This is a genomic window from Arthrobacter sp. Z1-15, assembly GCF_054792395.1.
The window spans coordinates 1,922,262-1,934,704 of record NZ_CP096454.1 but is presented as its reverse complement, the minus strand read 5'-3'; the positions used below and the strand labels follow the sequence as shown (position 1 = coordinate 1,934,704).

The window sequence follows — 12,443 nt, the reverse complement described above, 5'->3', positions numbered from 1 at the left end:
GGGACCCCCAGGGATCAGATCGTTTTCTTCCACCAACACAGCAGCCGGCGGAGGCGTAAAGGCGCCTTAACGATTAGATGCCCGTCCCCGGGGGTATTTACGTTTCCTTACGGATTCCTAACGGACCCGGGCAGGACCATAACGGAAATTCAGCGGTCGGGGCACACAATGATGCACGGGCAGGGCAGGTCCCCGCCCGAGGCCGGAGCCGGACATTCACGGCAAAATGACAGCTTCTCGAATAACAGGTCCAGGAATTCGGGAATAGTCCCCTCGGTAAAACGCCCTTCCGGCCGGGCAAGCAGCGGCGGAGTGGGGTGGATTGCGTCCATGTCGAATTCTCCGATCCCCAGGGCGGAACCGAGCAGGCCGAGGATCTTCTCCTCTGCGTCGGGGCTCATGGTTCTCCGCTTGGAGATCCGGCAGGAGGAGAGTTCCTGTCCGTGGCCGATTTCCTCCCTGAGCCGGCGCATCGTTTGCCGCACGACGACGTCGGCGGCATACAGCGGCGGACCGTCTGCCCAGGCGACCTCAATGATGGAAGTGCCGTAGTCCGTTTCCGGGGTTACCTGGAACGCAACGCCGCCAAAGTAGCTGCGGAGTTCGTGGCGGAGGCATTCGGCAACCTTCCCGGCTATGGCGCCGCTCATGGGGCACCTGCCGGATAGCCGGCTGTACTCCCCGACGGCGTCACCCGATGGGCATAGGCAAGCATATTTAGCAAGTTCATCCACAATCTGTGAGGAATTGCTGTCCTGAATCAACCGGGCCGGTTGGTTAGGTGGAATCATAACTGCTTTGGGAACCCGGCCCCCATTCGCACGGCCGGTGCACTGACATGTTTCTGGGGGAAGAATGAGCCAAGTGAGTACGGCTGGTGCAGCAAATCCGCTAAATAACGACGTCGTGTGGTGGACACTGACAATTCAACCTACAAGGAAGGACTTTACTGACGCGGTTATTGGTCACATTGTGACACCCTTTGCGGCGCAGGCCAGAATATGGGGGGCGGAACGGTGGACGTACAGCCGTCACCTCGCCCCAACCAATCCCTCCGTTCAGGTCCGGGTCCTCGCGTCGCCGGGCGTTTTTGAACGGCTGCAGTCTTTTGCACTGGCACTGGTGCAGCTCTCTGCCCCCCATCTGGGCGAAGTGGAAATCAGCATCAGCGGGTCCGATCCTGCGCCCACGCGCTGGAATACGGAACCGGTTCCAGCCTACGTTGAAGCGGCCCTGGCTAAATTTGGCGGGCTGGAGGGTATCGCCCTCGCAGCTGAGGTCTCCGAACTGGGCTCTGACCTCGCCGTGTGGGCGGTTGCCCGATTCCCCGGGGCAAACAGCCGGTCCCCCCTTGCAGCCTTACTTCTGCATGATTCCTGCCATGCGATGATGCGCGGACCACGGTCTTCCACCTGGCCCGACCGTCGGGCCGTCTCCTGGGACTTTTACTGGGACGCGCATCTGCGCAGCTGCACCGCGTCCCTGGGCAGCGAAGCAGCACGCCGGCGCGACCTTCTGACAGGTCAGCTGGCACCCCGGGTACCGCCTGCACACCGGCTCATGGCAGCAACAGCCTCGGAGCCCGCAGTAGCCAACTGGCGCAGGCGCTGGTCCAAAGCCATCGACTCCTACTTGTACCGCGCTGACAAGGAAAAAGTCAGCCGCAGCGCCCTCCATCTCACCATGTACCAGACCAGTCAGTTGCTCAATCGCCTGGGCATCACCCTTTTGGATCAAGCCGCTCTCGGGTTGTTCGCCCGGACCTGGAGCAGGGACCGCGAAGCCGACCTCCTGGCCGGCCGCTCCGGAGGGCGGCGGAACGGCCGGCCAGCAGATGGAGAGCCGGCATCGCGTCAGCTGAAGCGCTGAAGCATCACAGTGCGGCTGCCCTCGCACGGTGATGCTCCACTGACGGTAGTCTCTCGTTCGTGATCACTTCATCAGCTCAGGATGCCTCCGCTTTCGCAGCACCGCTGGCTAGGCAATTCCAGCTGTTCCTCGACGAGCATCGAGCATTCATTCGGGACAGTCTGGAGGGGCTCACGGAAGCGGAGGTCCGCACACGGCTCGTTCCATCCGGAACAACGCTGCTGGGGCTGGTCAAGCACGCCGCCTTCGTGGAGCAGGTGTGGTTCAACGAAGCCGTCACGTGCCGCTCCCGGGAAGACATCGGGTGTCCTCCGGGTCCCGATGAGTCCTTTCAGCTCTACACGGCGGACACCATCCAGTCCGTGCAGGACGCCCATCGCCGGATCTGCGAGGAATCACGGGCCGCGTCTGCTCTGCTGGACCTTGACCACGTCGTGACGGGTAACAGGCGGGGTCCGCTGCCGATGCGCTGGATCTACCTTCACATGCTCCGCGAGCTTGCCCAGCACTGCGGGCATGCGGATATTCTGCGGGAACAGATTCTGGCCGGCAGGTCCATGCCGCCGGGCACTTTGCCGGTCCCGTCGGCCACCACGGGCTCGACCCGGTGAGAAGACCTCGTCCACAATCCCGGTAGTACCGGCAACAAGAGGAGGAGCCGGCGTCGTATTTCCGACGCCGGCTCCTCCTCTTGTGCCCCCAGCTGCTGCTTTAGGCAGGCACGGGTGCTTTAGGCATCCACAACAATGGCGGTGATCGCCGGAGTGCGGTTGTAGAAACGGCGCATCCAGTTGGCGGTGGCGCGTTCGATAACGGCCTCCGGGTCCTCGTTGCGTCCGCCGCGGCCGCGCCCGGCGGCATCGTTGATGGCCTTCTCGACGGCAGCTTCAGCCTTCTTGACGTCTCCCGGCGTGCAGGCGAAGCCCTTGATGAAGAACTCCGGCGGCTCAGCCACGGTGCCGGTATCGGGATCGATAAGCGCCAGGACGGTCACCGAGCCCTGCTCGGAGAGCTGCATGCGCTCCTTGAGGTCGTCCTCGGTGGTGTGTCCGACGCTGTCGCCGTCCACAAACACCAGGCCAACGGGAACCTTGCCCGAAATCGAGGCGCGGCCGCGGCGCAGGTCAACCGTCACGCCGTCTTCTGCAATGACGACGTCGCGGGGATCCATGCCGGTGGCGACGGCGATGGCTGCGTTGGCCTTCAGGTGGCGCCATTCGCCGTGGACCGGCATGACGTTGCGCGGCTTGACGATGTTGTAGCAGTACGCGAGCTCACCGGCACTGGCGTGACCCGAGACGTGCACCTTGGCGTTGCCCTTGTGGACCACGTTGGCGCCGAGCTGGGTCAGGGAGTTGATGACGCCGTAGATGGCGTTCTCATTGCCCGGGATCAGCGAGCTGGCCAGCAGAACGGTGTCATTCTCCTGGATGCGGATCGGGTGGTCCTTGTTGGCCATGCGGGACAGCGCGGCCAGCGGCTCGCCCTGCGAACCGGTGCAGATCAGCACCACCTTGGGGTCATCGGAGCGCTGGAGCGCCTTGAAGTCCACCAGGATGCCCTTGGGGATGTTCAGGTAGCCCAGTTCCTCGGCGATGGTCATGTTCCGGATCATCGACCGGCCCACGAAGGCGACCTTGCGCTTGTAGCGGTCGGCGGCGTCGATGACCTGCTGGATGCGGTGGATGTGGCTGGCGAAGCTGGAAACAATGATCCGGCGCGGCGCGGTGCGGAACACCGTGTCGATGGCGGGAGCAAGTTCCTTTTCGGACGCCATGAAGCCCGGAACGTCGGCGTTGGTGGAGTCCGTCAGGAACAGGTCCACGCCTTCGGCGCCGAGGCGGGCGAAACCGGCCAGGTCGGTGATGCGGCGGTCCAGGGGGAACTGGTCCATCTTGAAGTCACCGGTGTGCAGGATCATTCCGGCCTCGGTGCGGATGGCAACGGCAAGGCTGTCAGGGATGGAGTGGTTGACGGCCACGAACTCGAGGTCGAAACCGCCCATGGTCCGGCGGTCGCCTTCCTTGACCTGGATCAGCTTCGGGGTGATGCGGTGTTCCTTGAGCTTGGCTTCAACAAACGCGAGCGTCAGCTTGGAACCAATCAGGGGAATGTCCGCGCGTTCGCGCAGCAGGTAGGGAATGCCGCCAATGTGGTCCTCGTGGCCGTGGGTCAGCACAACACCGACGACGTCCTGCAGGCGGTCCCGGATGTAGGAGAAGTCAGGCAGGATCAGGTTGACGCCGGGGTGGATTTCCTCGGGGAAAAGGACACCGCAGTCAACGATCAGCAGCTTGCCGTCGAATTCGAATACGGTCATGTTTCTGCCGATTTCGCCGATGCCGCCCAGCGCAACAATGCGCATGGTTCCTTTGGCGAGTTCCCGGGGGGCTTTCAGTGCGGCAGCTGTTCTATTCACGGATGAAGTTTCTTTCGTCGGGTACGGGGTTACTACGGGGGTGCTGCAGCGCTTCGCCGCGGCACCAGGAGGTCAGTGGTCCGCCCTGGGGTCGACTCCCCCGGGCCCGCGCGCAGATACGCGCATCCTGGGCCGCAGGGCTGCCGCCGCTTTGATCGCCGTTGGATGCAAAGCAGTGATGAGCCCACACGGGCGGAGTCGTCCAAAACCTTTGGACTCTCTTATCTTCTCATTTTCTTCTGCTATTACCGCATCCGGGCTTTCACGGCTTGCGGGCGACCTCGGCATGGACTGCCCGAAGCCCCTGGTTCAGTGCCCGCAGGTCTGCCAGCGGCAGCCGCCGCAGCAGTTCGGCGTTCAGTTCCGGGCGGCCCGCCACGAGGCGCCGGACCAGTGCCCTGCCCAGCGGAGTGGCGCGGACCCGCCGTACCCGCCCGTCCCTCTCATCCTGGGACCGGGTAGCCGCACCCTGCGCCACAAGCCTGTCGATAAGCCCGGACATCGAGGCCAGTGAAACTCCAAAGGAGTCCGCCAGCCCGCGGCCGGTTGCACCGTCCTCGGTTGTCGCCAGCACTGCCAATACCTTCAACTGCTGGATGGTCAGTTCCGTCGTCAGGAGCGAATCAAGGAGAACCGGGAGTGTGGTGGCCTGATAGGAATCCGCCAGCGATTCCAGGCTTCGTAGTATTTTGTCGCGTTCCTGCTGCTCATCGGCTCCATCGGTCATGTCCTCACCGTAGTTGCCCCACATCAATCAGGAAACATACAGACGAGTTAGTTAGCCTGAGGTTAACTATTTTCGAATGGTTGGATCCACAGGCATCCCGGTGACCGGAAAGTGGGGGGACTCGCCGGGGCGCTTTTCGCGCGAAGTAAGGAACTACAGATGAGCAATAACCGTGCATCCGCAACCTCCGGCGGGCACAGCGAACCCACCCTTGACGGTGGTCTTGGCGGTGGTCTTGACACCGATATTGACGTTGAAGCGTTGAGGGCAAAGTACAAGGCGGAGCGGGACCGGCGGATCCGGCCCGACGGCGCCAGCCAGTACCAGCCGGCAACCGGAACCTTTGGCTATTACGCCACTGACCCTTATACCGAACGGACTGAGCGCGAGCCGCTCACGGACTCCGTTGAGGTCCTGGTCATCGGCGGCGGATTCGGCGGGCTCGTCACGGGCGCCCGGCTGCGGCAGGCCGGCATCGAGAATATCCGCATGATGGATGAAGCCGGCGATTTCGGCGGCACCTGGTACTGGAACCGCTACCCCGGCATCCGCTGCGACATTGAGTCTTACCTCTACCTGCCGCTGCTCGAAGAGGTTGGCGGCATGCCCAGTGAACGCTATGCCCCGGGCGAGGAAATCCGTCAGCATGCGGTCGCGATAGCGAAAACCTTCGATCTCTACCGCGACGCCGTCTTCCACACCCGGGTTACCGGCATGGTTTGGGATGAAGGGGCACTGGAGTGGGTCGTGGAGACGGATCGCGGGGACCGCATGCGTGCCCGGCAGGTCATCACGTCCTCGGGCACCCTGACGCAGCCCAAGCTTCCCGGCATTCCCGGCATTGATTCCTTCAAGGGACACACCTTCCATACCAGCCGCTGGGACTACGGCTACACGGGCGGGGACCAGTTTGGCGGGCTTTCAAAGCTGGCCGACAAAAAGGTGGCCGTGGTTGGCACCGGAGCCACGGGCATCCAGGTTATCCCCATGGTGGCGCGCGACGCCGAGCAGCTCCTGGTCTTCCAGCGCACCCCTTCCTCGGTGGACGTTCGGGACAACCGTCCCACCGACCCGGAATGGGCCGCGTCCCTGCAGCCGGGCTGGCAGCAGGAACGCATGGACAACTTCCTCGCTGTTCTCGCCGGGGAACCTGTGGAGGAAGACCTGGTCGGAGACGGCTGGACCTCCACGGCGCAGCTCCAGCGCAAGATGATCAGCGGCGCCGTCGATACGACTGTTTCGCCGGAGGAGCGGGAGCGGATTGACGAGCTGGTCGACTTTGCCAAGATGAACGAGATCCGGGCCCGGATTGCTGCAGTGGTGTCCGATCCAGCAACGGCGGAAGTCCTTCAGCCCTGGTACCGCTACATGTGCAAGCGGCCCACCTTCAGCGACTTCTATCTGGAAGCATTCAACCGCCCGAACGTCACGCTGGTCGACACGGCGGACTTCGGCGGCATCACCCGGATGACCGAGACGTCCATTGTGGTGGGCGACGTCGAATACGAGGTGGACTGCGTCATTTTCGCGACCGGATTCGAGGTGGGCGTCTCCGGCGTGACCTCCGGTGCAATGCCCGTCACGGGCCGCGGCGGACGCACGCTGCTCGAGGCCTGGAGCCGGGGACCGAGGACTCTTCACGGCTTCTACACCAACGGCTTCCCGAACCTCTTCCACCTGGGTCCGTTGCAGAATGCGAACTCAGTGAACTTTGTGCACATCCTGCTTGAACAGGCCAACCACATTGCGGCGGTCATCGCCAAGGGGCGGCAGGCCGGGGCGGATTACATTGAACCGACCGCGGAGGCCGAAGCCCAGTGGTGCCGGACCATCCAGGAAACGTCAAACGACAACAAGCAGTTCCAAGCTGAATGCACCCCCGGCTACTACAACCGGGAAGGCAACCCGCCGCCCGTCAGCTTTTCCTACGGACCCGGACCGGTGGCGTTCCACCGTCTGCTGAAGAAATGGCGCGAGGAAGAAATCCTCGACGTCCTGGCCGTGAAGGAAAGCCAGCAGGCCTAAGGACCCGGATCTAGGAACTCGGGCCCAGAAACCTCGGGCTCCGGGATTCAGACGCCCTTCCCGCACATGCAAAAGCACTCCGGACAGCGGCTGCTGTCCGGAGTGCTTTTCACTGGGCGCTCCTGCTAATCCTGCTAGCGCCCCACCTTGCCGAACAGCGAGGCGATGGGAGCCAGGATCAGCGGGCGGGCCGCAAACCAGGCACCGGCCATCACGAGCAGTGAGACGAAGAAGACCCAGAAGCCAAACCAGTTCGCTGCATCCTGTCCGCCGTACATGTGGTTCAGGTTACGCAGCGCACCGGTGGACAACACCAGGGCGACGTGCACGATGATGAAGCCGACAAAATAGAACATCACGGGCAGGTGGATCGCCCGCGCCACTTCGATGGGATAGGCGGCACTGAGCCGTTTGGCCTTTGAGGGCCACAGGTCCGACATCCGGAACCCGCTTGCAGCCGCGAGCGGAGCCGCGACGAAGATCGTCACGAAGTAGGCGAGCACCTGCAGGCTGTTGTAGTTGACCCACCCGTTCTCCGTGGGCCAGTCCAGTGACGCGTACTGCAGGGCAGCGGACAGGGCATTCGGGAAAACATCCCAGCTGGTGGGGACAACCCGCATCCACTGGCCCGTGAACGCGAGCAGGACGACAAAGAGCGCACCGTTGACCAGCCACAGCAGGTCCAGCGATTGATGCAGCCACAGGGTGATGCTGATCTTCTTGGGATTTTTGCCCCAGCGCGGCGTCCAGGACGCCGGAGGCTTTCGCTGCGTGCGGACCTGCCAGCCCGAGCGAATGATGAGCACCATGAAGAACGCGTTGAAGAAGTGCTGCCAGCCGAGCCAGCCGGGCAGACCCACAGGGGCGCCTTCCGGCAGATGGCTCTCGCCCGGATACTCGCTGATAAAGGCCTGCACTGATTCAAGCGTGACCAGCCACCGTGCCGCCAGCACGACAACCGCCATGAGCGCGAGAAGCACGGCTGCCACCATTCCGGCCCGCACCAGGCGGCTGCGGCCGGGACCGGCACCTGGTGCCGTTCCAGCCGGCTTCCCTGCGGGTTTTGCTGCAGTTTTCAGCGGTGCAGTCCGTCCGGTCTGAGACGGGCTCCGGACGCCGGACGCCGGAACCGATACGGCGGCCGCTTGTGGGGAAGCAGCTGCTCGCGGGGAGGCAGCAGCTTCGGGAGCGGCAGGAGCCCCGCCGCCGGCCGCCGGCCGCGGCATCCCCTGGCGCCGTCCTGCGGACGCGGCAGGTGCAGCAGCGGACTCCGAAGCAGGAGCCGGCGCGGTACTGCCGTCTGCGGACGGGCGCGGCAGACCGCGACGCCGGCCGGCCGGTGCTGCTGCAGCCGGCGCTGAAGCAACCGGCGCTGAAGCAGCACCGGACCCCGGAGCAGGAGCCTGTGCAGCTGGGGCAGCAGGCGGAACGGCGCCGCCGGAGGTTGGCCGGGGAAGCCCCTGACGCCGGCCGGCAGGCGCCGCAGGAGCGGTAGGAGCGGCAGCCGGCGGTGCGGTCGCTGCCTGGGCGTCCTGTCTCACTTCCCTTGTCTGGTCTGCGGCACCCGCGTCCGGGGTACCGACATCACCGGCGCCGCCGGGGACCCGGGGCAGCCCCTTTCTCACCATGGAACTACCCCCGCTTCGCTTCGATCGCGCTGACCAGCTGGGGCACTACGGTGAAGAGGTCGCCTACGACGCCGAAGTCCGCAATTTCAAAGATGGGCGCATCGGCGTCCTTGTTGATTGCAATGATGGTCTTGGCGGTCTGCATGCCGGCGCGGTGCTGGATGGCACCGGAAATGCCGAGCGCAATGTAGAGCTGCGGAGCAACGGTCACGCCGGTCTGGCCGACCTGCATCGCCTGCGGCACATATCCGGCGTCCACTGCTGCACGGGATGCTCCGATTGCTCCGCCGAGCGCGTCAGCGAGATTCTCCACGAGGACGAAGTTTTCGCCCGACCCCACGCCGCGCCCGCCGGCAACGACTACCTCGGCGCCGCGCAGTTCAGGCCGCAGCGAGGCCGCGACCGTCTCCTCGTAATGGGTGATCTGTGCGTCGGGCGTACCGGACGGAGCAACTGCCAGCAGCTCGAAGCCGCCGTTCTGCGCCTCGGCCCGGATACTCGAGGAGCCCTGGCGCAGCGTGATGACAAGTGTGCCGGTGGACGCGGCGGATTCCACGTTGTATGCACCGCCGTACACCGAGTGATGGGCCACAATGCCCTCTTCATCACGGGAAACACCTACGGCGTCTGCAGCGATCGGTGAGCCGGAGCGGGCCGCAAAACGCCCGGCGGCGTCCCTGCCCTGGACGGAGTTCGAGACGAGCACTGCTTCGGGCGAAAGCGCTGCGGCGGCTGCACCGAGGGCGTCCACGACCGGTGAAACCGACAACTCAGCCAGCTCGTCCGATTCACTGACCATGACAAAGCCTGCTCCGAGCGCTGCCAGCTCAGCACTGAGCCGGTCCACGTGACCCGGAGCGGCAACGGCGAGGGCCACGGGCGTACCCACCGCAGAAGCCGCGCCGATTACTTCTGCAGCGCTGGAGCGAAGCTGGCCCGACGGCGAAACATCGACGAGCACGAGAATGGGGTTCGAAGGGTAGGCGGTCATTATGAACGTCCTTTAATGAGTTGGTTCTGGATGAGGAAGTCGGCGATCTGCTGGCCGGCGTCGCCGTCGTCCTCAATGCGGATGCCCGCGGTGCGAGCCGGGCGCTGTGCAACTGCGATCACAATGGACCGGCCGGTCGACTCGTCAACGGTAATGCCGAGGTCCGCCAAGGACAGGGTTTCGAACGGCTTTTTCTTGGCCGCCATGATGCCCTTGAAGTTCGAGAAGCGCGCATCGGGAAGGGCTTCGGTAATCGAGATGACGGCAGGCAGGGCCGCGCTCAACTCGTAGGCTCCCGACTCGGTGTTGCGGCGTCCCGAGACTGCGGAGTCCGTGATCTCGACGGTGCTCAGCGAACTTGCTCCGGCAACACCCAGCAATTCGGCGAGCATGGAAGGAAGGACTCCGCCTCCCCCGTCTGTGGACAGATTGCCGGCTATGACGAGGTCAAAACCGATGGAACGAAGGGCCGCGGCGAGGACTTCGGCCGTCAGCGTCATGTCAGCGCCAAGCAGTGCGTCATCTTCGACGTGTACTGCGCGGTCCGCACCCATGGCCAGGCCCTTCCGCAGGCTGTTCGGCACGGTGGAGGGGCCGACGGCGAGCAGGACAACCTCGGTATCCGAGTGGCTGTCACGGTGCGTCAGCGCTACCTCGAGGGCACGTTCGGTAATCTCGTCGAGCACGAGATCAGTTCCGGCCCGGTTCAACAGACCGGTTTCCAAATCCAGCGTGCGGTCGCCCCAGGTATCCGGGACCTCTTTCATCAATACAACGATTTTCATCTTCTGCCCTCTCTTGTTGTCGTCAAAGACTCTGTGGTGATGGTCTTCACGACCTCGGTCACGGCTCGGCGGACCTCGCCGCGATCGTATCGCAGACCGGCCGATTCGTTGTGATTCATCTCATAACCCCCGTGCCGATCGGGCTCCGGGAACCGGAATGCCGCTGCTCCGTCCTGACCGGATGTTCGGTGAAATACCGGGTTCATTGAAGTACGGACGGTCATTGGAATACCGCCAGCCCCTCGGTGATCACGGGCCGGCCCGCCACGGTGGCGTCGAAGCGCCCGCCTTGCCAGGCCCGCACGGAGATCAGGTCTCCGGGAAACACGACGCCGGCGAAGCGGCCCTCAAGCTGCACCAGGTCCGCAGGATGCGCGCCGGCCAGGTCTGCCAGCGGCAGAGTGGCGGAAGTCAGCGAAGCCAGTCCGTGCAGAATGGGCCGGTCCTGCCCGATGCGGCGGGCTGCCTCCGGGTCCACATGTATGTGGTGCCGGTCGCCAAGCAGGCGGTACAGGACGGCCTGGTTTTGCAGCGTCTGGACGCTGACGGTGCCGTCAGGCTGCCCGCTCTCCGGCACCGGCCGGGACGGACCGCGGCTGCCGCCGAAGCCGCCGTAGCCGGGGGCGAAAAGGCTCCACGTCGCAATGAAATACTCACACTCGACAATGACGTTGAACACCGCGGCAGCGCCCTTGTCCCAGACCTCTCCAACGCGGGCACTCAGGCGGATCTCTCCGGCACGCGGCAGCGGCTTCAGGACCGTCAGCTCCTGGGATCCGTGCACGGCCCGGTTATCGAAGGCGCCCTGTTCCGCAAGGACGTCGGGGGCCCACTGTGCCAGTGTCAGACCAAAGGAAGGAAGTACGCGCAGCCGGTCTTCGAAGACGAGGTCCAGGTTGTTTGCCGGAGCACCGATGGCCAGGGCATAAAGGATGGCATCCGTCTCGCTGTAGCCGACGGTGCGCTCCCCCAGAGCCCGGCCGGCCCAGGCTCCTGCGCCCTCCATCCCGGTTCGGTCTGCACCGGTGTCCTCCATTCCGGTTCCCCCGGCGGCCCCCGTCAGTGTCCGGCTCATATGCCGTACACCGGCTCAGGAGCAGCAGCCTTGGCGAGCAGCTGCTGAATTGCTTCTCCCGCTGCAGCAGCCTCCCAGCGCCTGCCGGCATCTTCGGCCGGACCGTGGTTCCAGCCCTCCTCTATGCAGATGCGCCCGCCTTCAATCTCGATCACGCGGCCGGTCACTGCAGCGGAGGAGCCGCTGGCGAGCCAGGCAACGATGGGCGAAACATTGGCCGGATCCATGGCATCGAAGCCGCTCTCGGGAACAGCCATTGCGGCGGCAAATGCCCCCTCTGTCATGCGGGTGCGGGCAGAGGGAGCAATGGCATTAGCCGTCACGCCGTAACGGCCCAGTTCCTGGGCTGCGACCAGGGTCAGTGCGGCGATGCCTGCCTTGGCCGCCGAGTAGGTCGCCTGGCCGACGCTGCCCTGCAGGCCGGCGCCCGAGGAGGTGTTGATGACGCGGGCGTCGTGTGTGCGGCCGGCCTTGGCCTCGGAGCGCCAGTACTCGCTGGCATGACGGAGCGGCGCGAAGTGCCCCTTGAGATGTACCCGGATCACTGCATCCCACTCCTCTTCCGAGGTGTTCACCAGCATGCGGTCCCGGACGAAACCGGCATTATTCACCAGGACATCGAGTCGGCCGAAGGTGTCGATGGCCTGCCGGACAAGCCCGGCAGCCTGTTCAAAGTCGGCCACGTCCGCTCCGTTGGCCACTGCTTCTCCGCCCTCTGCACGGATCAGCTCCACGACGTCATGGGCGGGACCCGAGGCCTCGGCCACGCCGTTGAGTGTGGTTCCGAGATCATTGACAACCACCTTTGCACCCTGCCGCGCCAGCTCAAGCGCGTGTTCGCGCCCCAGTCCGCGACCTGCCCCGGTCACGATGGCGACTCGTCCTTCACAGATGCCGGTCATGTCGTTTCTCTCCTTTGAGTTG

The 12,443-nt window shown here is 64.5% G+C and carries 12 protein-coding genes; 4 read left to right on the top strand and 8 right to left on the bottom strand.

All coding sequences use genetic code 11. The features are described 5' to 3' along the window. Window positions 1-149: 149 nt before the first annotated feature. Window positions 150-650 carry a hypothetical protein gene (locus M1D40_RS08915; protein ID WP_461170963.1) on the bottom strand — a complete coding sequence of 167 codons (501 nt, stop codon included), beginning with the start codon at window positions 648-650 and terminating at the stop codon, window positions 150-152. A 205-nt stretch (window positions 651-855) separates the two neighbouring features. On the opposite strand from M1D40_RS08915, the gene M1D40_RS08910 reads away from it, so the two are divergent. Beyond that, entirely contained in the window at window positions 856-1,869 is a 1,014-nt protein-coding gene (locus tag M1D40_RS08910) for a lantibiotic dehydratase C-terminal domain-containing protein (protein WP_461170962.1), read from the top strand. A gap of 62 nt (window positions 1,870-1,931) precedes the next feature. Continuing rightward, window positions 1,932-2,480, top strand: a complete 549-nt coding sequence (locus M1D40_RS08905) for a DinB family protein (protein WP_461171037.1) — start codon at window positions 1,932-1,934, stop codon at window positions 2,478-2,480. Window positions 2,481-2,599: 119 nt separating this feature from the next. Here the strand turns inward: M1D40_RS08905 and M1D40_RS08900 are convergent, their stop codons facing one another. Next, window positions 2,600-4,234 carry a ribonuclease J gene (locus M1D40_RS08900; RefSeq protein WP_461171036.1) on the bottom strand — a complete coding sequence of 545 codons (1,635 nt, stop codon included), beginning with the start codon at window positions 4,232-4,234 and terminating at the stop codon, window positions 2,600-2,602. A gap of 316 nt (window positions 4,235-4,550) precedes the next feature. Continuing rightward, window positions 4,551-5,015, bottom strand: coding sequence for a MarR family winged helix-turn-helix transcriptional regulator (locus tag M1D40_RS08895; RefSeq protein ID WP_461170961.1), 465 nt, complete (start codon window positions 5,013-5,015; stop codon window positions 4,551-4,553). A gap of 159 nt (window positions 5,016-5,174) precedes the next feature. Between M1D40_RS08895 and M1D40_RS08890 the strand changes: the two genes are divergently transcribed. Beyond that, window positions 5,175-7,040, top strand: coding sequence for a flavin-containing monooxygenase (locus M1D40_RS08890; RefSeq protein WP_461170960.1), 1,866 nt, complete (start codon window positions 5,175-5,177; stop codon window positions 7,038-7,040). Window positions 7,041-7,174: 134 nt separating this feature from the next. On the opposite strand, the gene M1D40_RS08885 is transcribed toward M1D40_RS08890, so the two are convergent. Further along, the gene (locus tag M1D40_RS08885) at window positions 7,175-8,020 is read right to left on the bottom strand and encodes a cytochrome b/b6 domain-containing protein (protein WP_461170959.1); all 846 of its coding nucleotides are present in this window, start codon (window positions 8,018-8,020) and stop codon (window positions 7,175-7,177) included. Between the two features lie 167 nt (window positions 8,021-8,187). Here M1D40_RS08885 and M1D40_RS08880 point away from each other — a divergent pair, with 167 nt between their 5' ends. Then, complete coding sequence (locus M1D40_RS08880; protein ID WP_461170958.1) at window positions 8,188-8,535, top strand: hypothetical protein; 348 nt, start codon at window positions 8,188-8,190, stop codon at window positions 8,533-8,535. A 137-nt stretch (window positions 8,536-8,672) separates the two neighbouring features. On the opposite strand, the gene M1D40_RS08875 is transcribed toward M1D40_RS08880, so the two are convergent. The 4 genes from M1D40_RS08875 to M1D40_RS08860 all read right to left on the bottom strand — a co-directional run bounded on the left by M1D40_RS08875 (window position 8,673) and on the right by M1D40_RS08860 (window position 12,421). Next, window positions 8,673-9,659 (bottom strand): electron transfer flavoprotein subunit alpha/FixB family protein, encoded by a 987-nt coding sequence (locus M1D40_RS08875; protein WP_461170957.1) that lies wholly within the window; start codon window positions 9,657-9,659, stop codon window positions 8,673-8,675. Continuing rightward, window positions 9,659-10,444 carry an electron transfer flavoprotein subunit beta/FixA family protein gene (locus M1D40_RS08870; RefSeq protein WP_341393025.1) on the bottom strand — a complete coding sequence of 262 codons (786 nt, stop codon included), beginning with the start codon at window positions 10,442-10,444 and terminating at the stop codon, window positions 9,659-9,661. Before M1D40_RS08870 ends, M1D40_RS08875 begins: the two co-directional genes overlap by 1 nt. 220 nt (window positions 10,445-10,664) lie before the next feature. Then, complete coding sequence (locus tag M1D40_RS08865; RefSeq protein ID WP_461170956.1) at window positions 10,665-11,519, bottom strand: MaoC/PaaZ C-terminal domain-containing protein; 855 nt, start codon at window positions 11,517-11,519, stop codon at window positions 10,665-10,667. After that, window positions 11,516-12,421, bottom strand: a complete 906-nt coding sequence (locus M1D40_RS08860; RefSeq protein WP_341393023.1) for an SDR family oxidoreductase — start codon at window positions 12,419-12,421, stop codon at window positions 11,516-11,518. Before M1D40_RS08860 ends, M1D40_RS08865 begins: the two co-directional genes overlap by 4 nt. Between the last annotated feature and the right edge of the window lie 22 nt (window positions 12,422-12,443).